The following is a 21,822-nucleotide window of genomic DNA, read 5'->3' on the forward strand; positions in this document are numbered from 1 at the left end:
AGGAGTGCTTTTTTCCATGTCCAGGTCGCTTTTAACCAACGAGACCAGTGAGCTTGATTTACTGGATCAACGTCCTTTTGACCAGACCGACTTCGATATCCTCAAATCCTATGAAGCGGTAGTGGACGGGTTAGCGATGCTCATCGGTTCCCACTGTGAAATCGTATTGCACTCATTGCAGGACTTAAAATGTTCCGCTATTCGTATCGCCAACGGTGAACACACCGGCCGACAAATCGGCTCGCCAATTACCGACCTTGCGCTGCGCATGCTGCACGATATGACTGGAGCCGATAGCAGCGTTTCCAAATGCTATTTTACCCGCGCCAAAAGCGGTGTGCTGATGAAATCGGTCACAATCGCCATCCGCAACCGTGACCATCGGGTTATCGGCCTGCTGTGCATCAACATGAATCTTGATGTGCCGTTCTCACAAATAATGAGCACCTTTATTCCGCCGGAAACGACGGAGGTAAACTCGCAGGTCAACTTTGCTTCATCGGTTGACGATCTGGTTGCCCAGACGCTTGAGTTCACGATTGAAGAGGTAAACGCTGACCGTAACGTTTCTAACAACGCCAAAAATCGGCAGATCGTCCTGAACCTCTATGAGAAAGGGATCTTTGATATCAAGGATGCCATTAACCAGGTGGCCGATCGGCTGAACATCTCTAAGCACACGGTCTATCTCTACATTCGTCAGTTCAAAAGCGGAGATTTCCAGGGGCTGGAAAAATAATGCGCTTTGCCATTACGGTGACGGGCCCCGCTTACGGTACCCAGCAGGCCAGCAGCGCATTACAGTTTGCCCGAGCCGTTTTGCAGGAAGGGCACGAGCTGCTAAGCATCTTTTTCTATCGTGAAGGCGTCTACAACGCGAATCAGCTTACGGCTCCCGCTAGCGACGAGTTTGATCTGGTTCGGGCCTGGCAGGCGCTGCATGACGAACACGCTGTTTCCTTGCATATCTGTGTAGCCGCAGCTTTACGCCGTGGAATCACTGATGAACAGGAGGCCCGGCAGCTGAGTTTGCCTGCGCATAATTTGCAGCTGGGCTTTACCCTGAGTGGATTGGGCGCGCTGGCGGAAGCCGCGTTAACCTGCGATCGCATGGTGCAGTTCTGATGAAACGCGTAGCCTTTATTTTTTCCTCTGCGCCCCATGGTTCAGCGTCGGGCAGAGAAGGGCTGGACGCCTTGCTGGCAACCTCAGCCCTGACCGAAGAGATCGGCGTTTTCTTCGTGGGCGATGGCGTATTTCAGCTGCTTCCAGAGCAGCGGCCTGCTGCAGTGCTGGCGCGCGACTATATCTCCACCTTCAAACTCTTATCGCTATACGATATCGAACAGTGCTGGATTTGCGCTGCTTCAGCACGGGAGCGCGGTCTGAATTCTGCTACGCCATGGGTCGTTGATGGTGAATGGCTGGAGCCAGAGGCTCTACGCGCCCGGCTTGATGATTTTAACGTGATACTGCGTTTCTGAGGCCTGAATGCTCCACACACTAAGCACATCCCCCTGGCACGCCGATATAGCGACGATGCGCCGTTTGATAAAAGAGGGTGACGATCTTCTCCTGCTGTCGGACGGCGTTATCGCCGCCATCGCGGAAGGGCGTTTCCTTGAAATCCTGCAATCTGCCCCCATCTCCATCTACGCTCTGCAAGAAGATATCGAAGCCCGCGGGCTGACTGGTCAAATTGCGGACAGCGTCATCAGGGTTAGCTATACTGAGTTCGTCAGACTGACCGTCAAACATGCGGGTCAGTTGGCCTGGTAATGGCGGGATTGTTGTATATTTCTTGACACCTTTTCGGCACCGCCCTAAAATTCTGCGTCCTCATATTATATGAGGCGATTTATTACGTGTTTACGAAGCAAAAGCTAAAACCAGGAGCTATTTAATGGCAACAATTAACCAGCTGGTACGCAAACCACGCGCGCGCAAAGTTGCAAAGAGCAACGTGCCGGCGCTGGAAGCCTGCCCGCAGAAACGTGGCGTATGTACTCGTGTATATACCACCACTCCTAAGAAACCGAACTCCGCACTGCGTAAAGTTTGCCGTGTGCGTCTGACTAACGGTTTCGAAGTCACCTCCTACATCGGTGGTGAAGGTCACAACCTGCAGGAGCACTCCGTGATCCTGATCCGTGGCGGTCGTGTTAAAGACCTTCCGGGTGTTCGTTACCACACCGTTCGTGGTGCGCTTGACTGCTCCGGCGTTAAAGACCGTAAGCAAGCTCGCTCCAAGTATGGCGTGAAGCGTCCTAAGGCTTAATGGTTCTCCGTTAAGTAAGGCCAAACGTTTTATATTAATGTCAAACTAAACTCTTAGAGTTTTGGACAATCCTGAATTAACAACGGAGTATTTCCATGCCACGTCGTCGCGTCATTGGTCAGCGTAAAATCCTGCCGGATCCTAAGTTCGGATCAGAACTGCTGGCTAAATTTGTAAATATCCTGATGGTAGATGGTAAAAAATCTACTGCAGAAGCAATCGTATACAGCGCGCTGGAGACCCTGGCTCAGCGCTCTGGTAAAAATGAACTGGAAGCTTTCGAAGTCGCTCTCGACAACGTGCGCCCGACTGTAGAAGTTAAGTCTCGCCGCGTTGGTGGTTCTACTTATCAGGTTCCAGTTGAAGTCCGTCCGGTTCGTCGTAATGCTCTGGCAATGCGTTGGATCGTTGAAGCTGCTCGTAAACGTGGTGATAAATCCATGGCTCTGCGTCTGGCGAACGAACTCTCTGATGCTGCAGACAACAAAGGTACTGCAGTTAAGAAACGTGAAGACGTTCACCGTATGGCAGAAGCCAACAAGGCGTTCGCACACTACCGTTGGTAATCCCTTCGGAGTCATAGTCACCAGACGGGCGCTTCAGATAAGTCGCCCGTTTTGGATAACTTAACTGAACGCCTAAAGAAATAACGAGGAATCAAATGGCTCGTACAACACCCATCGCACGCTACCGTAACATCGGTATCAGTGCGCACATCGACGCCGGTAAAACTACTACTACCGAACGTATTCTGTTCTACACCGGTGTAAACCACAAAATCGGTGAAGTTCATGACGGCGCTGCCACCATGGACTGGATGGAACAGGAGCAGGAGCGTGGTATTACTATCACCTCCGCAGCGACTACTGCATTCTGGTCAGGTATGGCTAAGCAGTATGAACCGCATCGCGTAAACATCATCGACACCCCGGGGCACGTTGACTTCACTATCGAAGTTGAACGTTCCATGCGTGTGCTTGATGGTGCAGTAATGGTTTACTGCGCAGTTGGTGGTGTTCAGCCTCAGTCTGAAACCGTATGGCGTCAGGCAAACAAATATAAAGTTCCGCGCATTGCGTTCGTTAACAAAATGGACCGTATGGGTGCGAACTTCCTGAAAGTTGTTGGTCAGATCAAAACCCGTCTGGGCGCGAACCCTGTTCCGCTGCAGCTGGCGATTGGCGCTGAAGAAGCGTTCACCGGTGTTGTTGACCTGGTGAAAATGAAAGCCATCAACTGGAACGAAGAAGATGCAGGTGTAACCTTCACTTATGAAGATATCCCGGCAGACATGCAGGAACTGGCCGAAGAATGGCACCAGAACCTGATCGAGTCCGCTGCTGAAGCTTCTGAAGAGCTGATGGAGAAATACCTGGGTGGTGAAGAACTGACTGAAGAAGAGATTAAAACTGCTCTGCGTCAGCGCGTTCTGAACAACGAAATCATCCTGGTAACCTGTGGTTCTGCGTTCAAGAACAAAGGTGTTCAGGCGATGCTGGATGCGGTAGTTGACTACCTGCCATCCCCGGTTGACGTACCTGCGATCAACGGTATCCTGGACGACGGTAAAGATACTCCGGCTGAGCGTCACGCTAGCGATGATGAGCCGTTTGCTGCTCTGGCATTCAAAATCGCTACCGACCCGTTCGTGGGTAACCTGACCTTCTTCCGCGTGTACTCCGGTGTGGTTAACTCTGGTGATACCATCCTGAACTCCGTGAAAGCTGCACGTGAGCGTTTCGGTCGTATCGTACAGATGCACGCTAACAAACGTGAAGAGATCAAAGAAGTTCGCGCGGGCGATATCGCTGCTGCTATCGGTCTGAAAGACGTAACTACGGGTGACACTCTGTGCGATCCTAATGCGCCGATCATTCTGGAGCGTATGGAATTCCCTGAGCCGGTAATCTCTATCGCTGTTGAACCGAAAACCAAAGCTGACCAGGAAAAAATGGGTCTGGCTCTGGGCCGTCTGGCTAAAGAAGACCCGTCTTTCCGCGTATGGACTGACGAAGAATCTAACCAGACCATCATCGCCGGTATGGGTGAGCTGCACCTCGACATCATCGTTGACCGTATGAAGCGTGAATTCAACGTTGAAGCGAACGTCGGTAAACCTCAGGTTGCTTACCGCGAAGCGATTCGCGCGAAAGTTACCGATATCGAAGGTAAACACGCTAAACAGTCTGGTGGTCGCGGTCAGTACGGTCACGTCGTTATCGACATGTACCCACTGGAGCCGGGCTCTAACCCGAAAGGTTATGAGTTCATCAACGACATCAAAGGTGGTGTAATTCCTGGCGAATACATCCCGGCCGTTGATAAAGGCATCCAGGAGCAGCTGAAAGCAGGTCCTCTGGCTGGTTATCCGGTAGTTGATCTGGGCGTGCGTCTGCACTTCGGTTCTTACCACGACGTTGACTCCTCTGAACTGGCGTTTAAACTGGCCGCTTCTATTGCCTTTAAAGATGGCTTTAAGAAAGCGAAACCAGTTCTGCTTGAGCCGATCATGAAGGTTGAAGTAGAAACTCCGGAAGAGAACACTGGTGACGTTATCGGTGACCTTAGCCGTCGTCGCGGTATGCTGCGCGGTCAGGAATCCAACGTGACTGGCGTTGTGATCCACGCTGAAGTTCCGCTGTCTGAAATGTTCGGATATGCAACTCAGCTGCGTTCTCTGACCAAAGGTCGTGCTTCTTACTCCATGGAGTTCCTGAAGTATGATGATGCGCCGAACAACGTTGCTCAGGCCGTAATCGAAGCCCGTGGTAAATAAGCCGCAGGGTTAAAACCAAAGTCCCGTGCTCTCTCCAGAAGGGGAGAGCACTATAGTAAGGAATATAGCCGTGTCTAAAGAAAAATTTGAACGTACAAAACCGCACGTCAACGTCGGTACTATCGGCCACGTTGACCATGGTAAAACTACTCTGACCGCTGCAATCACTACCGTTCTGGCTAAAACCTACGGTGGTTCTGCTCGTGCATTCGACCAGATCGATAACGCGCCGGAAGAAAAAGCTCGTGGTATCACCATCAACACTTCTCACGTTGAATATGACACCCCGACTCGCCACTACGCGCACGTAGACTGCCCGGGCCACGCCGACTATGTTAAAAACATGATCACCGGTGCTGCGCAGATGGACGGCGCGATCCTGGTTGTTGCTGCGACTGACGGCCCGATGCCGCAGACTCGTGAGCACATCCTGCTGGGTCGTCAGGTAGGCGTTCCGTACATCATCGTGTTCCTGAACAAATGCGACATGGTTGATGACGAAGAGCTGCTGGAACTGGTTGAAATGGAAGTTCGTGAACTTCTGTCTCAGTACGATTTCCCGGGCGACGACACTCCGATCGTTCGCGGTTCCGCTCTGAAAGCGCTGGAAGGCGACGCAGACTGGGAAGCGAAAATCATCGAACTGGCTGGCTACCTGGATTCTTACATCCCGGAACCAGAGCGTGCGATTGACAAGCCGTTCCTGCTGCCGATCGAAGACGTATTCTCCATCTCCGGTCGTGGTACCGTTGTTACCGGTCGTGTAGAGCGCGGTATCATCAAAGTTGGCGAAGAAGTTGAAATCGTTGGTATCAAAGAGACTGCGAAGTCTACCTGTACTGGCGTTGAAATGTTCCGCAAACTGCTGGACGAAGGCCGTGCTGGTGAGAACGTTGGTGTTCTGCTGCGTGGTATCAAACGTGAAGAAATCGAACGTGGTCAGGTACTGGCTAAGCCGGGTTCCATCAAGCCGCACACCAAGTTCGAATCTGAAGTGTACATTCTGTCCAAAGACGAAGGCGGCCGTCATACTCCGTTCTTCAAAGGCTACCGTCCGCAGTTCTACTTCCGTACAACTGACGTGACTGGCACCATCGAACTGCCGGAAGGCGTAGAGATGGTAATGCCGGGCGACAACATCAAAATGGTTGTTACCCTGATCCACCCGATCGCGATGGACGACGGTCTGCGTTTCGCAATCCGTGAAGGTGGCCGTACCGTTGGCGCGGGCGTTGTTGCTAAAGTTCTGGGCTAATAATTAGTTCTGAATTAAAAAGGGCGCTAAGGCGCCCTTTTTGCTGCCTGCTATTTGTGAGTTGCAGCACGATGACCAGCAGCAAATAGATTAAATGTTTATTTAATAGACACGCTATTGTAATCATAACTATTCTCATTTACACTTTGTTTGTAAGTTGAACGGGAGTATATATGTACGTTTGTCTGTGTAATGGTGTGAACGATAAAAAAATTCGCCAGGCTGTGCGCCAATTCAATCCTCAGTCTTTTCAGCAACTGAGAAAATTTATTCCCGTTGGAAATCAATGCGGTAAGTGCGTTCGCGCGGCGCGCGAAATTATGGAAGATGAATTAACCCGCATGCCGGAATATCAAGAGATCGCCTGAAGCCCCTCAGCTTTACTTTGACATCCCTATAGCTCGAACTACGCTTCAATAAGTGGAAGCGGAGGGACTATATAATGAAAGGTGATGTCAAAATCATAAGTTATCTCAATAAATTATTGGGAAATGAGCTTGTCGCAATTAATCAATACTTTCTCCATGCGAGAATGTTCAAGAACTGGGGCCTGATGCGCCTCAATGATGTCGAATACCACGAATCTATCGATGAAATGAAGCACGCCGATAAGTATATTGAGCGCATTTTGTTTCTCGAAGGGATCCCGAATCTGCAGGATCTCGGCAAACTCCGCATCGGGGAAGACGTCGAGGAGATGCTGCAATCCGACCTGAGGCTGGAGCTTGAAGGGGCGAAGGATCTACGCGAGGCCATTGCCTATGCCGATAGCGTCCATGACTACGTCAGCCGTGATATGTTAATCACCATCCTTGCAGATGAAGAGGGCCATATCGATTGGCTGGAAACCGAATTGGACCTGATAGGCAAAATTGGTCTGCAGAATTATCTTCAGTCGCAGATTAAAGTGGCTGACTGATAAACGCCTGCCATCCACAGAACACACCCGCTGCGGCCAGGAAAGGGCCAAAAGGCAGCGGGTAGTGTAGCGTCTGCCTTGTTCTTGTGCACAAAGTCAGCGCTGTTACGGCAGCGCAGGCCAGAATAGCTGCTATGAGAACAAGCTGCGGTAAAACTTTCCACCCATGCCATGCCCCAAGCGCGGCGAGAAATTTTATATCGCCGTAGCCAATGCCTTCTCGCCCGCGTATTCCCCTGTAGAGCCAATAGATCAACCCGAAGGCCAGATAGCCGCCTATCGCACCCCAGACGGCATGTACCAGATTAGCCGGCGACAGACAGAGATAATAAAGCAATCCACTCCACAGCAGAGGGCAGGTAAATTTATCGGGTAGCAAGCCATAGCGCAGGTCGTGCCAACAAAGCGTGAGTAATAACCCGCCATGGATAATAAAGAATGCAAAGGTCGCTACTGTCATCGATTGTTCCCGCGTTGTGGCCTCAGTGACCGAGTGTGATGCTGATACGGGGTTTCTGGCAAAAGGCAATAAACAGGAGTGGATACCCTAATCCAGAGTTTTTACTGGTCTTTCATGGTATTGCAGTAAACGCGGATGCGTGCTCCCGGAAACAGGTGATGATTTTGTACGCAGCCCTTGCGTTGTATCTGAATTTGCGTATAATGCGCGGGCCTGTCAAAGTTGACGGCCGGTTCGATATGAACCCCGGTAGCAGCAACACGCTACCAAACAATGTTCCCAATTGGGGAACTATGTAAGAACGGTTACACTCTCCCATCAATCGTAATGGGTATGAGGAGTAACCATTTCGTCTATAAAATAATTGGAGCTCTGGTCTCATGCAGAACCAAAGAATCCGTATCCGCCTTAAAGCGTTTGATCATCGTCTGATCGATCAATCAACCGCGGAAATCGTCGAGACTGCTAAGCGCACTGGTGCGCAAGTCCGTGGTCCGATCCCGCTGCCGACCCGCAAAGAGCGCTTTACCGTTCTGATTTCTCCGCACGTCAACAAAGATGCGCGCGATCAGTACGAAATCCGCACTCATAAGCGTCTGGTTGACATCGTTGAGCCAACTGAAAAAACCGTTGATGCTCTGATGCGTCTGGATCTGGCTGCCGGTGTAGACGTGCAGATCAGCCTGGGTTAATCAGGTCATCGAGCGATTGAGAGGTTGAAACAATGATTGGTTTAGTCGGTAAAAAAGTGGGCATGACCCGCATCTTCACTGAAGATGGCGTATCTATCCCAGTAACCGTAATCGAAGTTGAAGCAAACCGCGTTACTCAGGTTAAAGATCTGGCTAACGATGGCTACCGTGCCGTTCAGGTTACCACTGGTGCTAAAAAAGCTAACCGTGTAACTAAACCGGAAGCGGGTCACTTCGCTAAAGCTGGCGTTGAAGCTGGCCGTGGTCTGTGGGAATTCCGTCTGGCTGACGGCGAAGAGTTCACCGTAGGTCAGGACATTAGCGTTGAGCTGTTTGCTGACGTTAAAAAAGTTGACGTAACCGGTACCTCTAAAGGTAAAGGTTTTGCTGGTACCGTTAAGCGCTGGAACTTCCGTACCCAGGACGCAACTCACGGTAACTCCTTGTCTCACCGCGTTCCGGGTTCTATCGGTCAGAACCAGACTCCGGGCAAAGTGTTCAAAGGCAAGAAAATGGCAGGTCAGCTGGGTAACGAACGTGTCACCGTTCAGAGCCTGGACGTAGTACGTGTTGACGCTGAGCGCAACCTGCTGCTGGTTAAAGGCGCGGTCCCGGGTGCAACCGGTAGCGACCTGATCGTTAAACCAGCTGTGAAGGCGTAAGGGGATAGCAATGGAATTAGTATTGAAAGACGCGCAGAGCGCGCTGACTGTTTCCGAAACTACCTTCGGTCGTGATTTCAACGAAGCGCTGGTTCACCAGGTTGTAGTTGCTTATGCAGCTGGTGCTCGTCAGGGTACTCGTGCTCAGAAGACTCGTGCTGAAGTAACTGGTTCAGGCAAAAAGCCGTGGCGCCAGAAAGGTACCGGCCGTGCGCGTTCAGGTTCTATCAAGAGCCCGATCTGGCGTTCAGGTGGCGTGACCTTCGCTGCGCGTCCGCAGGACCACAGTCAAAAAGTTAACAAAAAGATGTACCGCGGCGCGCTGAAAAGCATTCTGTCCGAACTGGTACGTCAGGATCGTCTGATCGTTGTCGAATCTTTCTCTGTAGAAGCGCCTAAAACTAAGCTGCTGGCACAGAAACTGAAAGACATGGCTCTGGAAGATGTGCTGATCATCACCGGTGAGCTGGACGAGAACCTGTTCCTTGCTGCGCGCAACCTGCACAAGGTTGACGTACGTGATGCAACTGGTATCGACCCGGTTAGCCTGATCGCCTTCGACAAAGTCGTAATGACTGCTGATGCTGTTAAGCAAGTTGAGGAGATGCTGGCATGATTCGTGAAGAACGTCTGCTGAAGGTGCTGCGCGCACCGCACGTTTCTGAAAAAGCGTCTACTGCGATGGAAAAAACCAATACCATCGTTCTCAAAGTTGCTAAAGACGCGACCAAAGCAGAGATCAAAGCTGCTGTGCAGAAACTGTTTGAAGTCGAAGTCGAAGTCGTTAACACCCTGGTAGTTAAAGGGAAAGTTAAACGTCACGGACAGCGTATCGGTCGTCGTAGCGACTGGAAAAAAGCTTACGTCACCCTGAAGGAAGGCCAGAATCTGGACTTCGTCGGCGGCGCTGAGTAAGTCGGAGGAGTAATACAATGGCAGTTGTTAAATGTAAACCGACATCTCCGGGTCGTCGCCACGTTGTTAAAGTGGTCAACCCAGAGCTGCACAAGGGCAAACCTTTTGCTCCGCTGGTTGAAAAAAACAGCAAATCCGGTGGTCGTAACAACAATGGCCGTATCACCACCCGTCATATCGGTGGTGGTCACAAACAGGCCTACCGTATTGTTGACTTCAAACGCAACAAAGATGGTATCCCGGCAGTTGTTGAACGTCTTGAGTACGATCCGAACCGCTCCGCGAACATCGCGCTGGTTCTGTACAAAGATGGTGAGCGCCGTTACATTCTGGCCCCTAAAGGCCTGAAAGCTGGCGACCAGATTCAATCTGGCGTTGATGCTGCAATCAAAGCAGGCAACACCCTGCCGATGCGCAATATCCCGGTTGGTTCTACCGTTCATAACGTAGAAATGAAACCAGGTAAAGGCGGTCAGCTGGCGCGTTCCGCTGGTACTTACGTTCAGATCGTTGCTCGCGATGGTGCTTATGTCACCCTGCGTCTGCGCTCTGGTGAAATGCGTAAAGTCGAAGCAGACTGCCGCGCTACTCTGGGTGAAGTTGGCAATGCTGAGCATATGCTGCGCGTTCTGGGTAAAGCAGGTGCTGCACGCTGGCGTGGTGTTCGTCCTACCGTTCGCGGTACTGCGATGAACCCAGTCGACCACCCACATGGTGGTGGTGAAGGTCGTAACTTTGGTAAGCACCCGGTAACTCCGTGGGGCGTTCAGACCAAAGGTAAGAAGACCCGCAGCAACAAGCGTACTGATAAATTCATCGTACGTCGCCGTAGCAAATAATTTTAGAGGATAAGCCATGCCACGTTCTCTCAAGAAAGGTCCTTTTATTGACCTGCACTTGCTGAAGAAGGTAGAGAAAGCGGTGGAAAGCGGAGACAAGAAGCCCCTGCGCACTTGGTCCCGTCGTTCAACGATCTTTCCTAACATGATCGGTTTGACCATCGCTGTCCATAATGGTCGTCAGCACGTTCCAGTTTTTGTTTCCGACGAAATGGTTGGTCACAAACTGGGTGAATTCGCACCGACTCGTACTTATCGCGGCCACGCTGCTGATAAAAAAGCGAAGAAGAAATAAGGTAGGAGGAAGAGATGGAAACTTTAGCTCAACATCGCCATGCTCGTTCTTCTGCTCAGAAGGTTCGCCTTGTTGCTGACCTGATTCGCGGTAAGAAAGTGTCGCAGGCCCTGGATATTCTGACCTACACCAATAAGAAAGCTGCTGTACTGGTCAAGAAGGTACTGGAATCTGCCATTGCTAACGCTGAACACAACGATGGCGCTGACATTGATGATCTGAAAGTTGCGAAAATTTTCGTAGACGAAGGCCCGAGCATGAAGCGCATTATGCCGCGTGCTAAAGGTCGTGCAGATCGCATCCTGAAGCGCACCAGCCACATTACTGTGGTTGTGTCCGATCGCTGAGACTCTGGAGACTAGCAATGGGTCAGAAAGTACATCCTAATGGTATTCGCCTGGGTATTGTAAAACCATGGAACTCAACCTGGTTTGCGAACACCAAAGAATTCGCTGACAACCTGGACAGCGATTTTAAAGTACGTCAGTACCTGACTAAGGAACTGGCGAAAGCGTCTGTATCTCGTATCGTTATCGAGCGTCCGGCTAAAAGCATTCGTGTGACCATTCACACTGCTCGCCCGGGTATCGTTATCGGTAAGAAAGGCGAAGACGTAGAAAAACTGCGCAAGGTCGTCGCGGATCTCGCTGGCGTGCCTGCACAGATCAATATTGCCGAAGTTCGTAAGCCTGAACTGGACGCTAAATTAGTTGCTGACAGCATCACTTCTCAGCTGGAACGTCGCGTTATGTTCCGTCGTGCTATGAAGCGTGCTGTACAGAACGCAATGCGTCTGGGCGCTAAAGGTATCAAAGTTGAAGTTAGCGGCCGTCTGGGCGGCGCGGAAATCGCACGTACCGAATGGTACCGTGAAGGTCGCGTTCCGCTGCACACTCTGCGTGCTGACATCGACTACAACACCTCTGAAGCGCACACCACTTACGGTGTAATCGGCGTTAAGGTATGGATCTTCAAAGGTGAGATCCTGGGTGGTATGGCTGCTGTTGAACAACCGGAACCGGCTGCTCAACCTAAAAAGCAGCAGCGTAAAGGCCGTAAATAAGGAGCGTCGCTGATGTTACAACCAAAGCGTACAAAATTCCGTAAAGTGCACAAAGGCCGCAACCGTGGTCTGGCGCAGGGTACGGATGTTAGCTTCGGCACTTTCGGTCTGAAAGCTGTTGGCCGTGGTCGTCTGACTGCACGTCAGATCGAAGCAGCACGTCGTGCTATGACCCGTGCAGTTAAGCGTCAAGGTAAGATCTGGATCCGTGTATTCCCGGACAAACCGATCACCGAGAAGCCGCTGGAAGTTCGTATGGGTAAAGGTAAAGGTAACGTGGAGTACTGGGTTGCCTTGATTCAGCCGGGTAAAGTCCTTTATGAAATGGACGGCGTACCGGAAGAGCTGGCCCGTGAAGCATTCGGCCTGGCAGCAGCGAAACTGCCGATCAAAACCACCTTTGTAACTAAGACGGTGATGTAATGAAAGCAAAAGAGCTGCGTGAAAAAAGCGTTGAAGAGCTGAACGCTGAGCTGCTGAACCTGCTGCGTGAGCAGTTCAACCTGCGTATGCAGGCTGCAAGTGGCCAGCTGCAACAGACTCATCTGCTGAAGCAAGTGCGTCGTGATGTTGCACGCGTTAAGACTTTACTGACTCAGAAGGCGGGTGCGTAATGACCGATAAAATCCGTACTCTGCAAGGTCGCGTGGTTAGCGACAAAATGGAGAAATCCATTGTTGTTGCTATCGAACGTATGGTGAAACACCCGGTATACGGCAAATTCATCAAGCGTACGACCAAACTGCACGTACATGACGAGAACAACGAATGCGGTATCGGCGACGTGGTTGAAATCCGCGAATGCCGTCCGCTGTCCAAGACTAAGTCCTGGACGCTGGTTCGCGTTGTAGAGAAAGCGGTTCTGTAATACAGTACGCATTCTCGATACGGATAAACGGCTCAGCGATGAGCCGTTTATTTTTTCTACCCATATCTGATTTGCGGTGTTATAATGCCGCGCCCTCGATATGGGGCTTTTTTAACGACCCTATTTTTGGGTCTCAGTAGTAGTTGACATTAGCGGAGCACTAAAATGATCCAAGAACAGACTATGCTGAACGTCGCCGACAACTCCGGTGCACGTCGCGTAATGTGTATCAAGGTTCTGGGTGGCTCGCACCGTCGCTACGCAGGCGTAGGCGACATCATCAAGATCACCATCAAGGAAGCAATTCCGCGTGGTAAGGTCAAAAAAGGTGATGTGCTGAAGGCGGTAGTGGTGCGCACCAAGAAGGGTGTTCGTCGCCCGGACGGTTCTGTCATTCGCTTCGATGGTAATGCATGCGTTATTTTAAACAATAACAGCGAGCAGCCCATCGGTACGCGTATTTTTGGGCCGGTAACTCGTGAACTTCGTAACGAGAAGTTCATGAAAATTATCTCTCTGGCCCCAGAAGTACTCTAAGGAGCGAATCATGGCAGCGAAAATCCGTCGTGATGACGAAGTTATCGTGTTAACCGGTAAAGATAAAGGTAAACGCGGTAAAGTTAAGAATGTCTTGTCTTCCGGCAAGCTCATTGTTGAAGGTATCAACCTGGTTAAGAAACACCAGAAGCCGGTTCCGGCTCTGAACCAACCAGGCGGCATCGTTGAAAAAGAAGCTGCTATTCAGGTTTCTAACGTTGCGATCTTCAATGCGGCAACCGGCAAGGCTGACCGTGTAGGCTTTAGATTCGAAGACGGCAAAAAAGTCCGTTTCTTCAAGTCTAACAGCGAAACTATCAAGTAATTTGGAGTAGTACGATGGCGAAACTGCATGATTACTACAAAGACGAAGTAGTTAAAAAACTCATGACTGAGTTTAACTACAATTCTGTCATGCAAGTCCCTCGGGTCGAGAAGATCACCCTGAACATGGGTGTTGGTGAAGCGATCGCTGACAAGAAACTGCTGGATAACGCAGCAGCAGATCTGACAGCAATCTCCGGTCAAAAACCGCTGATCACCAAAGCACGCAAATCAGTTGCAGGCTTCAAAATCCGTCAGGGCTATCCGATCGGCTGTAAAGTAACTCTGCGTGGCGAACGCATGTGGGAGTTCTTTGAGCGCCTGATCACTATTGCTGTACCGCGTATCCGTGACTTCCGTGGCTTGTCCGCTAAGTCTTTCGACGGTCGTGGCAACTACAGCATGGGTGTCCGTGAGCAGATCATCTTCCCAGAAATCGACTACGATAAAGTCGACCGCGTTCGTGGTTTGGATATTACCATTACCACTACTGCGAAATCTGATGAAGAAGGCCGCGCTCTGCTGGCTGCCTTTGACTTCCCGTTCCGCAAGTAAGGTAGGGTTACTTAATGGCTAAGCAATCAATGAAAGCACGCGAAGTAAAGCGCGTGGCTTTAGCTGATAAATTCTTCGCTAAACGCGCTGAACTGAAAGCTATCATCTCTGATGTGAACGCAACCGACGAAGATCGTTGGAACGCTGTTCTCAAGCTGCAGACTCTGCCGCGTGATTCCAGCCCGTCTCGTCAGCGTAATCGCTGCCGTCAAACAGGTCGTCCGCATGGTTTCCTGCGGAAGTTCGGGTTGAGCCGTATCAAGGTCCGTGAAGCCGCAATGCGCGGTGAAATCCCGGGTCTGAAAAAGGCTAGCTGGTAATTGTCACCAATTGAATCACGGGAGTAAAGACAGATGAGCATGCAAGATCCGATCGCGGATATGCTGACCCGTATCCGTAACGGTCAGGCCGCGAATAAAGCTGCGGTCACCATGCCTTCCTCCAAGCTGAAAGTGGCAATTGCCAACGTGCTGAAGGAAGAAGGCTTTATTGAAGATTTTAAAGTTGAAGGCGACATCAAGCCGGAACTGGAACTGACTCTTAAGTATTTCCAGGGTAAAGCTGTTGTAGAAAGCATTCAGCGTGTCAGCCGCCCAGGTCTGCGCATCTACAAACGTAAAGATGAGCTGCCGAAAGTTATGGCGGGTCTGGGTATCGCGGTTATTTCTACCTCTAAAGGTGTTATGACCGATCGTGCAGCGCGCCAGGCTGGTCTTGGTGGCGAAATTATCTGCTACGTAGCCTAATCGGAGGAAAAAATGTCTCGTGTTGCTAAAGCACCGGTCGTTGTTCCTGCCGGCGTTGATGTAAAAATCAACGGTCAGGTTATTACGATCAAAGGTAAAAACGGCGAGCTGACTCGTACCCTCAACAATGCTGTTGAAGTTAAACATGCAGATAATGCTCTGACCTTCGGTCCGCGTGATGGTTTCGTGGATGGATGGGCTCAGGCTGGTACCGCGCGTGCCCTGCTGAACTCAATGGTTGTTGGTGTTACCGAAGGCTTCACTAAAAAGCTTCAGCTGGTTGGTGTAGGCTATCGTGCAGCGGTCAAAGGGGATGTAGTAAACCTGGCTTTAGGTTTCTCTCATCCTGTTGAGCATAAACTGCCGGCCGGTATCACTGCAGAATGTCCGACTCAAACTGAAATCGTGCTGAAAGGCGCTGATAAGCAGGTGATCGGTCAGGTTGCAGCAGATCTGCGCGCCTACCGTCGTCCTGAGCCTTATAAAGGCAAGGGTGTTCGTTACGCCGACGAAGTCGTGCGTACCAAAGAGGCTAAGAAGAAGTAAGGTAACACTATGGATAAGAAATCTGCTCGTATCCGTCGTGCGACCCGCGCACGCCGCAAGCTCCAGGAGCTGGGTGCAACTCGCCTGGTGGTACATCGTACCCCGCGTCATATTTACGCACAGGTAATTGCACCGAACGGTTCTGAAGTTCTGGTAGCTGCTTCTACTGTAGAAAAAGCTATCGCTGAACAACTGAAGTACACCGGTAACAAAGACGCGGCAGCAGCTGTGGGTAAAGCTGTTGCTGAACGCGCTCTGGAAAAAGGCATCAAAGATGTTTCCTTTGACCGTTCCGGGTTCCAATATCATGGTCGTGTCCAGGCACTGGCAGATGCTGCCCGTGAAGCTGGCCTTCAGTTCTAAGGTAGAGGTGTAAGATGGCTCACATCGAAAAACAAGCTGGCGAACTGCAGGAAAAGCTGATCGCGGTTAACCGCGTATCTAAAACCGTTAAAGGTGGTCGTATTTTCTCCTTCACAGCTCTGACTGTAGTTGGTGACGGTAACGGTCGCGTTGGTTTTGGTTACGGTAAAGCGCGTGAAGTTCCAGCAGCGATCCAGAAAGCGATGGAAAAAGCCCGTCGCAATATGATTAATGTCGCGCTGAACCACGGCACCCTGCAGCACCCGGTTAAAGGTGTTCACACGGGTTCTCGTGTATTCATGCAGCCAGCTTCCGAAGGTACCGGTATCATTGCCGGTGGTGCAATGCGCGCCGTTCTGGAAGTTGCTGGAGTTCATAACGTTCTGGCCAAAGCATATGGTTCCACCAACCCGATCAACGTGGTTCGTGCAACTATTGATGGCCTGGAAAATATGAATTCTCCAGAAATGGTCGCTGCCAAGCGTGGTAAATCCGTTGAAGAAATTCTGGGGAAATAAACCATGGCAAAGACTATTAAAATTACTCAAACCCGCAGTGCAATCGGTCGTTTGCCGAAACACAAGGCAACGCTGCTTGGCCTGGGTCTGCGTCGTATTGGTCACACCGTAGAGCGCGAGGATACTCCTGCTGTTCGTGGTATGGTCAACGCGGTTTCCTTCATGGTTAAAGTTGAGGAGTAAGAGATGCGTTTAAATACTCTGTCTCCGGCCGAAGGCTCCAAAAAGGCGGGTAAACGCCTGGGTCGTGGTATCGGTTCTGGCCTCGGTAAAACCGGTGGTCGTGGTCACAAAGGTCAGAACTCTCGTTCTGGCGGTGGCGTACGTCGCGGTTTCGAAGGTGGTCAGATGCCTCTGTACCGTCGTCTGCCGAAATTCGGCTTCACTTCTCGTAAAGCGATGATCACTGCAGAAGTTCGTCTGTCTGATCTGGCTCACGTAGAAGGCGATGTTATCGACCTGAACACGCTGAAAGCGGCTAACATTATCGGTATCCAGATCGAATTCGCGAAAGTGATCCTGTCTGGTGAGGTATCTCGTCCGGTAACTGTTCGTGGCCTGCGCGTGACTAAAGGTGCTCGTGCTGCTATCGAAGCTGCTGGCGGTAAAATTGAGGAATAAGTAGCAGATGGCTAAGCAACCGGGATTAGATTTTCAAAGTGCCAAAGGTGGGATTGGCGAACTGAAGCGCAGACTGTTGTTTGTAATCGGTGCGTTGATTGTGTTCCGTATTGGCTCTTTTATTCCGATCCCTGGTATTGATGCCGCTGTACTTGCCAAACTGCTTGAGCAACAGCGAGGCACCATCATTGAAATGTTCAACATGTTCTCTGGTGGTGCTCTCAGCCGTGCTTCTATCTTTGCGTTGGGTATCATGCCGTATATTTCGGCATCGATCATTGTCCAGCTGTTAACGGTTGTTTATCAGCCGTTAGCAGAGCTGAAGAAAGAAGGGGAGTCTGGTCGTCGTAAGATCAGCCAGTACACCCGCTACGGTACTCTGGTGCTGGCGATATTCCAGTCGATTGGTATTGCTACCGGTCTGCCGAATATGCCTGGTATGCAGGGCCTGGTGATTAATCCAGGCTTTGCATTCTATTTCACCGCTGTTGTTAGTCTGGTCTCAGGAACGATGTTCCTGATGTGGCTCGGTGAACAGATTACTGAACGCGGTATCGGAAACGGTATCTCGATCATTATCTTCGCCGGTATCGTTGCGGGTCTCCCGCCGGCCATCGCCCATACTATCGAGCAAGCGCGTCAAGGCGACCTGCACTTCCTCCTGTTGCTGTTGGTTGCAGTATTAGTATTTGCAGTGACTTTCTTTGTTGTCTTTGTTGAGCGTGGCCAACGCCGCATTGTGGTAAACTACGCTAAGCGTCAACAGGGTCGTCGTGTCTATGCTGCACAGAGCACACATTTACCGCTGAAAGTGAATATGGCAGGGGTAATCCCGGCAATCTTCGCTTCCAGTATTATTCTGTTCCCGGCAACCATTACATCATGGTTCGGGGGCGGTACTGGTTGGAACTGGCTGACAACAATTTCGCTGTATTTGCAGCCTGGGCAACCGCTTTATGTGTTACTCTATGCGTCTGCAATCATCTTCTTCTGTTTCTTCTATACGGCGTTGGTTTTCAACCCGCGTGAAACAGCAGATAACCTGAAGAAGTCCGGTGCATTTGTACCAGGAATTCGTCCGGGAGAGCAAACGGCGAAGTATATCGATAAAGTAATGACCCGCCTGACTTTAGTCGGTGCGTTATACATCACTTTTATCTGCCTGATCCCGGAGTTCATGCGTGATGCAATGAAAGTACCGTTCTACTTTGGTGGGACCTCACTGCTTATCGTTGTTGTCGTGATTATGGACTTTATGGCTCAAGTGCAAACTCTGATGATGTCGAGTCAGTACGAGTCTGCATTGAAGAAGGCGAACCTGAAAGGCTACGGCCGCTAACAGGTCGCTCGAGAAGTTACGGAGAGTAAAAATGAAAGTTCGTGCTTCCGTCAAGAAATTATGCCGTAACTGCAAAATCGTTAAGCGTGATGGCGTCATCCGCGTGATTTGCAGTGCCGAGCCGAAGCATAAACAGCGCCAAGGCTGATTTATTCGCATATTTTTCTTGCAAAGTTGGGTTGAGCTGGCTAGATTAGCCAGCCAATCTTTTGTATGTCTGTACGTTTCCATTTGAGTATCCTGAAAACGGGCTTTTCAGCATGGTGCGTACATATTAAATAGTAGGAGTGCATAGTGGCCCGTATAGCAGGCATTAACATTCCTGATCACAAACATACCGTAATCGCATTAACTGCCATTTTCGGTATCGGCAAGACCCGCTCTAAAGCCATCTGTGCTGACACGGGTATCGCTGAAAATGTTAAGATCAGTGAGCTGTCTGAAGAACAAATTGAATCCCTGCGTGAAGCGGTTGGTAAATTTGTCGTTGAAGGTGATCTGCGCCGTGAAATCACCCTGAGCATCAAGCGTCTGATGGACCTTGGTTGCTATCGTGGTTTACGCCATCGTCGTGGTCTTCCGGTTCGCGGTCAGCGTACTAAGACCAACGCACGTACCCGTAAGGGTCCGCGTAAACCGATCAAGAAATAGTCGGGGTGATTGAATAATGGCAAAGGCACCAGTTCGTGCACGTAAGCGTGTAAGAAAACAAGTCTCTGATGGCGTGGCTCATGTCCATGCTTCTTTTAACAACACCATCGTTACCATTACCGATCGTCAGGGTAACGCGCTGGGTTGGGCAACAGCCGGTGGTTCCGGTTTCCGTGGTTCTCGCAAATCCACTCCGTTCGCAGCTCAGGTTGCAGCAGAGCGTTGCGCTGAAGCCGTAAAAGAATACGGCATCAAGAATCTGGAAGTTATGGTCAAAGGTCCGGGTCCAGGTCGCGAATCTACTATTCGTGCACTGAACGCCGCTGGTTTCCGCATCACGAATATTACTGATGTGACTCCGATCCCTCATAACGGTTGTCGTCCGCCGAAAAAACGTCGCGTATAACGCGTTCGTTTCTAGGATTGTTGGAGAAAGAAAATGGCAAGATATTTGGGTCCTAAGCTCAAGCTGAGCCGTCGTGAGGGCACAGACCTGTTCCTTAAGTCTGGCGTTCGCGCGATCGATACCAAGTGTAAAATTGAACAAGCTCCTGGCCAGCACGGTGCGCGTAAACCGCGTCTGTCTGACTATGGTGTGCAGTTGCGTGAAAAGCAAAAAGTTCGCCGTATGTACGGTGTGCTGGAGCGTCAGTTCCGTAACTACTATAAAGAAGCAGCGCGTCTGAAAGGCAACACCGGTGAAAACCTGTTGACTCTGCTGGAAGGTCGTCTGGACAACGTTGTATACCGTATGGGCTTCGGCGCGACTCGTGCTGAATCACGTCAGCTGGTTAGCCACAAAGCTATCATGGTAAACGGTCGTGTTGTTAACATCGCTTCTTATCAGGTTAAAGCGAATGACGTTGTCAGCATTCGTGAGAAAGCGAAAAAGCAATCTCGCGTGAAAGCCGCTCTGGAGCTGGCTGAGCAGCGTGAAAAGCCAACCTGGCTGGAAGTTGATGCTGGCAAGATGGAAGGTACGTTCAAGCGTCAGCCGGAACGTTCTGATCTGTCTGCGGACATTAACGAACACCTGATCGTCGAGCTTTACTCCAAGTAAAGCTTAGTACCAAAGAGAGGACACAATGCAGGGTTCTGTGACAGAGTTTCTAAAACCGCGCCTGGTCGATATCGAGCAAGTGAGTTCGACGCACGCCAAGGTGACCCTTGAACCTTTAGAGCGTGGCTTTGGCCATACTCTGGGTAACGCACTGCGCCGTATTCTGCTCTCATCGATGCCGGGTTGCGCGGTGACCGAGGTTGAGATTGATGGTGTACTTCATGAGTACAGCACCAAAGAAGGCGTTCAGGAAGATATCCTTGAAATCCTGCTCAACCTGAAAGGGCTGGCGGTGAGAGTTCAGGGTAAAGATGAAGTTATCCTTACTTTGAACAAATCTGGCATTGGCCCTGTGACCGCAGCCGACATTACCCATGACGGTGATGTCGAAATCGTCAAGCCGCAACATGTGATCTGCCACCTGACCGATGAGAACGCTGCTATTAGCATGCGTATCAAAGTTCAGCGCGGTCGCGGTTATGTGCCGGCTTCTGCCCGAATTCATTCGGAAGAAGATGAGCGCCCAATCGGCCGTCTGCTGGTCGACGCATGCTACAGCCCGGTAGAGCGTATTGCCTACAATGTTGAAGCAGCGCGTGTAGAACAGCGTACCGACCTGGACAAGCTGGTCATCGAAATGGAAACCAACGGCACAATCGATCCTGAAGAGGCGATTCGTCGTGCGGCAACCATCCTGGCAGAACAACTGGAAGCTTTCGTTGATTTACGTGATGTACGTCAGCCGGAAGTGAAAGAAGAGAAACCAGAATTCGATCCGATCCTGCTGCGCCCTGTTGACGATCTCGAATTGACTGTCCGCTCTGCTAACTGCCTTAAGGCAGAAGCTATCCACTATATCGGTGATCTGGTACAGCGTACCGAGGTTGAGTTGCTGAAAACGCCGAACCTGGGTAAAAAATCTCTTACCGAGATTAAAGACGTGCTGGCTTCACGTGGTTTGTCTCTGGGCATGCGCCTGGAAAACTGGCCACCGGCAAGCATTGCTGACGAGTAACCGGATCACAGGTTAAGGTTTTACTGAGAAGGATAAGGTCATGCGCCATCGTAAGAGTGGTCGTCAACTGAACCGCAACAGCAGCCATCGCCAGGCTATGTTCCGTAACATGGCTGGTTCGCTGGTTCGTCATGAAATCATCAAGACGACCCTGCCGAAAGCGAAAGAACTGCGTCGCGTAGTTGAGCCGCTGATTACTCTTGCCAAGACTGATAGCGTTGCTAATCGTCGTCTGGCATTCGCCCGCACTCGTGATAACGAGATCGTGGCAAAACTGTTTAACGAGCTGGGCCCGCGTTTCGCGAGCCGCGCCGGTGGTTACACTCGTATTCTGAAGTGTGGCTTCCGTGCAGGCGACAACGCGCCGATGGCATACATCGAGCTGGTTGATCGCTCTGAATCGAAAGCAGAAGCTGCTGCGGAGTAATCTGTAGTAACGTAAAAAAACCCGCTCCGGCGGGTTTTTTTATATCCTCCCTATTCCTGCTTGTTTACAATATCTGCATTATTTATGTTCATCGCCGG

At 50.8% G+C, this 21,822-nt stretch carries 39 protein-coding genes; 38 read left to right on the top strand and 1 reads right to left on the bottom strand.

The window, feature by feature from the left end; all coding sequences use genetic code 11:
* Positions 1-16 precede the first annotated feature (16 nt).
* The 10 genes from EGY08_RS17270 (at position 17) to bfr (ending at position 7,228) form a co-directional block, all read left to right on the top strand.
* Entirely contained in the window at positions 17-739 is a 723-nt protein-coding gene (locus tag EGY08_RS17270; protein WP_004125940.1) for a helix-turn-helix transcriptional regulator, read from the top strand.
* A complete protein-coding gene (gene tusD / locus EGY08_RS17275) occupies positions 739-1,125 on the top strand; it encodes a sulfurtransferase complex subunit TusD (protein WP_087828653.1) in 387 nt (128 codons plus the stop codon). The genes EGY08_RS17270 and tusD overlap by 1 nt, the downstream gene beginning before the upstream one ends.
* Complete coding sequence (gene tusC, locus EGY08_RS17280) at positions 1,125-1,484, top strand: sulfurtransferase complex subunit TusC (protein ID WP_004125933.1); 360 nt, start codon at positions 1,125-1,127, stop codon at positions 1,482-1,484. Before tusD ends, tusC begins: the two co-directional genes overlap by 1 nt.
* A gap of 7 nt (positions 1,485-1,491) precedes the next feature.
* Positions 1,492-1,779 carry a sulfurtransferase complex subunit TusB gene (gene tusB / locus EGY08_RS17285; RefSeq protein ID WP_004125931.1) on the top strand — a complete coding sequence of 96 codons (288 nt, stop codon included), beginning with the start codon at positions 1,492-1,494 and terminating at the stop codon, positions 1,777-1,779.
* A gap of 124 nt (positions 1,780-1,903) precedes the next feature.
* Positions 1,904-2,278 carry a 30S ribosomal protein S12 gene (gene rpsL, locus EGY08_RS17290; RefSeq protein WP_002920115.1) on the top strand — a complete coding sequence of 125 codons (375 nt, stop codon included), beginning with the start codon at positions 1,904-1,906 and terminating at the stop codon, positions 2,276-2,278.
* A gap of 95 nt (positions 2,279-2,373) precedes the next feature.
* Complete coding sequence (rpsG, locus tag EGY08_RS17295) at positions 2,374-2,844, top strand: 30S ribosomal protein S7 (protein ID WP_004106370.1); 471 nt, start codon at positions 2,374-2,376, stop codon at positions 2,842-2,844.
* A gap of 95 nt (positions 2,845-2,939) precedes the next feature.
* On the top strand, positions 2,940-5,054 hold the full coding sequence (gene fusA, locus EGY08_RS17300; protein ID WP_004115957.1) for an elongation factor G: 2,115 nt from the start codon (positions 2,940-2,942) through the stop codon (positions 5,052-5,054).
* Between the two features lie 70 nt (positions 5,055-5,124).
* Entirely contained in the window at positions 5,125-6,309 is a 1,185-nt protein-coding gene (tuf, locus tag EGY08_RS17305) for an elongation factor Tu (protein ID WP_004097636.1), read from the top strand.
* Between the two features lie 173 nt (positions 6,310-6,482).
* On the top strand, positions 6,483-6,677 hold the full coding sequence (bfd, locus tag EGY08_RS17310; RefSeq protein WP_004125913.1) for a bacterioferritin-associated ferredoxin: 195 nt from the start codon (positions 6,483-6,485) through the stop codon (positions 6,675-6,677).
* Positions 6,678-6,751: 74 nt separating this feature from the next.
* On the top strand, positions 6,752-7,228 hold the full coding sequence (bfr, locus tag EGY08_RS17315) for a bacterioferritin (RefSeq protein WP_004125910.1): 477 nt from the start codon (positions 6,752-6,754) through the stop codon (positions 7,226-7,228).
* Here the strand turns inward: bfr and EGY08_RS17320 are convergent.
* Positions 7,212-7,688 (bottom strand): prepilin peptidase, encoded by a 477-nt coding sequence (locus EGY08_RS17320; RefSeq protein WP_004125908.1) that lies wholly within the window; start codon positions 7,686-7,688, stop codon positions 7,212-7,214. The genes bfr and EGY08_RS17320 overlap by 17 nt on opposite strands.
* A 380-nt stretch (positions 7,689-8,068) precedes the next feature.
* Between EGY08_RS17320 and rpsJ the strand changes: the two genes are divergently transcribed.
* The 28 genes from rpsJ (at position 8,069) to rplQ (ending at position 21,724) form a co-directional block, all read left to right on the top strand.
* Positions 8,069-8,380 carry a 30S ribosomal protein S10 gene (gene rpsJ, locus EGY08_RS17325; protein ID WP_001181005.1) on the top strand — a complete coding sequence of 104 codons (312 nt, stop codon included), beginning with the start codon at positions 8,069-8,071 and terminating at the stop codon, positions 8,378-8,380.
* Positions 8,381-8,412: 32 nt separating this feature from the next.
* Complete coding sequence (gene rplC / locus EGY08_RS17330) at positions 8,413-9,042, top strand: 50S ribosomal protein L3 (RefSeq protein WP_004106354.1); 630 nt, start codon at positions 8,413-8,415, stop codon at positions 9,040-9,042.
* 10 nt (positions 9,043-9,052) lie between these two features.
* Positions 9,053-9,658 (top strand): 50S ribosomal protein L4, encoded by a 606-nt coding sequence (gene rplD, locus EGY08_RS17335; protein ID WP_003031119.1) that lies wholly within the window; start codon positions 9,053-9,055, stop codon positions 9,656-9,658.
* Positions 9,655-9,957: a 50S ribosomal protein L23 gene (gene rplW, locus EGY08_RS17340; protein ID WP_000617546.1), complete on the top strand. Its 303-nt coding sequence runs from the start codon at positions 9,655-9,657 to the stop codon at positions 9,955-9,957. Before rplD ends, rplW begins: the two co-directional genes overlap by 4 nt.
* Before the next feature lie 17 nt (positions 9,958-9,974).
* A complete protein-coding gene (gene rplB, locus EGY08_RS17345) occupies positions 9,975-10,796 on the top strand; it encodes a 50S ribosomal protein L2 (protein ID WP_000301869.1) in 822 nt (273 codons plus the stop codon).
* Positions 10,797-10,812: 16 nt separating this feature from the next.
* Positions 10,813-11,091: a 30S ribosomal protein S19 gene (gene rpsS, locus EGY08_RS17350; protein ID WP_001138115.1), complete on the top strand. Its 279-nt coding sequence runs from the start codon at positions 10,813-10,815 to the stop codon at positions 11,089-11,091.
* Between the two features lie 14 nt (positions 11,092-11,105).
* A complete protein-coding gene (gene rplV / locus EGY08_RS17355; protein ID WP_002919773.1) occupies positions 11,106-11,438 on the top strand; it encodes a 50S ribosomal protein L22 in 333 nt (110 codons plus the stop codon).
* A 17-nt stretch (positions 11,439-11,455) separates the two neighbouring features.
* Positions 11,456-12,154, top strand: coding sequence for a 30S ribosomal protein S3 (rpsC, locus tag EGY08_RS17360; RefSeq protein ID WP_004106350.1), 699 nt, complete (start codon positions 11,456-11,458; stop codon positions 12,152-12,154).
* Between the two features lie 12 nt (positions 12,155-12,166).
* The gene (rplP, locus tag EGY08_RS17365; protein WP_002919759.1) at positions 12,167-12,577 is read left to right on the top strand and encodes a 50S ribosomal protein L16; all 411 of its coding nucleotides are present in this window, start codon (positions 12,167-12,169) and stop codon (positions 12,575-12,577) included.
* Positions 12,577-12,768, top strand: a complete 192-nt coding sequence (gene rpmC, locus EGY08_RS17370) for a 50S ribosomal protein L29 (RefSeq protein WP_002919754.1) — start codon at positions 12,577-12,579, stop codon at positions 12,766-12,768. The genes rplP and rpmC overlap by 1 nt, the downstream gene beginning before the upstream one ends.
* Positions 12,768-13,022, top strand: coding sequence for a 30S ribosomal protein S17 (gene rpsQ, locus EGY08_RS17375; RefSeq protein WP_004106347.1), 255 nt, complete (start codon positions 12,768-12,770; stop codon positions 13,020-13,022). The genes rpmC and rpsQ overlap by 1 nt, the downstream gene beginning before the upstream one ends.
* A gap of 165 nt (positions 13,023-13,187) precedes the next feature.
* On the top strand, positions 13,188-13,559 hold the full coding sequence (gene rplN, locus EGY08_RS17380) for a 50S ribosomal protein L14 (protein ID WP_000613954.1): 372 nt from the start codon (positions 13,188-13,190) through the stop codon (positions 13,557-13,559).
* A 10-nt stretch (positions 13,560-13,569) separates the two neighbouring features.
* Complete coding sequence (gene rplX, locus EGY08_RS17385; RefSeq protein WP_004106345.1) at positions 13,570-13,884, top strand: 50S ribosomal protein L24; 315 nt, start codon at positions 13,570-13,572, stop codon at positions 13,882-13,884.
* 14 nt (positions 13,885-13,898) lie between these two features.
* Positions 13,899-14,438 (top strand): 50S ribosomal protein L5, encoded by a 540-nt coding sequence (gene rplE / locus EGY08_RS17390; RefSeq protein WP_001096202.1) that lies wholly within the window; start codon positions 13,899-13,901, stop codon positions 14,436-14,438.
* 14 nt (positions 14,439-14,452) lie between these two features.
* Positions 14,453-14,758, top strand: a complete 306-nt coding sequence (gene rpsN / locus EGY08_RS17395; RefSeq protein WP_002919667.1) for a 30S ribosomal protein S14 — start codon at positions 14,453-14,455, stop codon at positions 14,756-14,758.
* A gap of 33 nt (positions 14,759-14,791) precedes the next feature.
* A complete protein-coding gene (rpsH, locus tag EGY08_RS17400) occupies positions 14,792-15,184 on the top strand; it encodes a 30S ribosomal protein S8 (protein ID WP_004106343.1) in 393 nt (130 codons plus the stop codon).
* 12 nt (positions 15,185-15,196) lie between these two features.
* The gene (rplF, locus tag EGY08_RS17405) at positions 15,197-15,730 is read left to right on the top strand and encodes a 50S ribosomal protein L6 (RefSeq protein ID WP_004106341.1); all 534 of its coding nucleotides are present in this window, start codon (positions 15,197-15,199) and stop codon (positions 15,728-15,730) included.
* 9 nt (positions 15,731-15,739) lie between these two features.
* Positions 15,740-16,093, top strand: coding sequence for a 50S ribosomal protein L18 (gene rplR, locus EGY08_RS17410; RefSeq protein WP_000358960.1), 354 nt, complete (start codon positions 15,740-15,742; stop codon positions 16,091-16,093).
* A gap of 14 nt (positions 16,094-16,107) precedes the next feature.
* Positions 16,108-16,611: a 30S ribosomal protein S5 gene (gene rpsE / locus EGY08_RS17415; RefSeq protein ID WP_004106339.1), complete on the top strand. Its 504-nt coding sequence runs from the start codon at positions 16,108-16,110 to the stop codon at positions 16,609-16,611.
* A 3-nt stretch (positions 16,612-16,614) separates the two neighbouring features.
* Entirely contained in the window at positions 16,615-16,794 is a 180-nt protein-coding gene (gene rpmD / locus EGY08_RS17420) for a 50S ribosomal protein L30 (RefSeq protein WP_001140434.1), read from the top strand.
* A 3-nt stretch (positions 16,795-16,797) separates the two neighbouring features.
* Complete coding sequence (gene rplO, locus EGY08_RS17425; protein ID WP_004106336.1) at positions 16,798-17,232, top strand: 50S ribosomal protein L15; 435 nt, start codon at positions 16,798-16,800, stop codon at positions 17,230-17,232.
* Between the two features lie 7 nt (positions 17,233-17,239).
* The gene (gene secY / locus EGY08_RS17430; protein WP_004106334.1) at positions 17,240-18,571 is read left to right on the top strand and encodes a preprotein translocase subunit SecY; all 1,332 of its coding nucleotides are present in this window, start codon (positions 17,240-17,242) and stop codon (positions 18,569-18,571) included.
* A 31-nt stretch (positions 18,572-18,602) separates the two neighbouring features.
* A complete protein-coding gene (rpmJ, locus tag EGY08_RS17435) occupies positions 18,603-18,719 on the top strand; it encodes a 50S ribosomal protein L36 (protein WP_000868187.1) in 117 nt (38 codons plus the stop codon).
* Between the two features lie 146 nt (positions 18,720-18,865).
* Positions 18,866-19,222, top strand: a complete 357-nt coding sequence (gene rpsM, locus EGY08_RS17440; RefSeq protein WP_004106333.1) for a 30S ribosomal protein S13 — start codon at positions 18,866-18,868, stop codon at positions 19,220-19,222.
* 16 nt (positions 19,223-19,238) lie between these two features.
* A complete protein-coding gene (rpsK, locus tag EGY08_RS17445; protein WP_004138423.1) occupies positions 19,239-19,628 on the top strand; it encodes a 30S ribosomal protein S11 in 390 nt (129 codons plus the stop codon).
* Between the two features lie 33 nt (positions 19,629-19,661).
* Positions 19,662-20,282, top strand: coding sequence for a 30S ribosomal protein S4 (gene rpsD, locus EGY08_RS17450; RefSeq protein ID WP_004125897.1), 621 nt, complete (start codon positions 19,662-19,664; stop codon positions 20,280-20,282).
* Positions 20,283-20,307: 25 nt separating this feature from the next.
* On the top strand, positions 20,308-21,297 hold the full coding sequence (locus EGY08_RS17455; RefSeq protein ID WP_002919219.1) for a DNA-directed RNA polymerase subunit alpha: 990 nt from the start codon (positions 20,308-20,310) through the stop codon (positions 21,295-21,297).
* A gap of 40 nt (positions 21,298-21,337) precedes the next feature.
* Positions 21,338-21,724 (top strand): 50S ribosomal protein L17, encoded by a 387-nt coding sequence (rplQ, locus tag EGY08_RS17460; protein WP_001216372.1) that lies wholly within the window; start codon positions 21,338-21,340, stop codon positions 21,722-21,724.
* Positions 21,725-21,822: the final 98 nt, after the last annotated feature.

Source organism: Klebsiella sp. FDAARGOS_511, assembly GCF_003812845.1.
GTDB classification, from domain to species: domain Bacteria; phylum Pseudomonadota; class Gammaproteobacteria; order Enterobacterales; family Enterobacteriaceae; genus Klebsiella; species Klebsiella grimontii.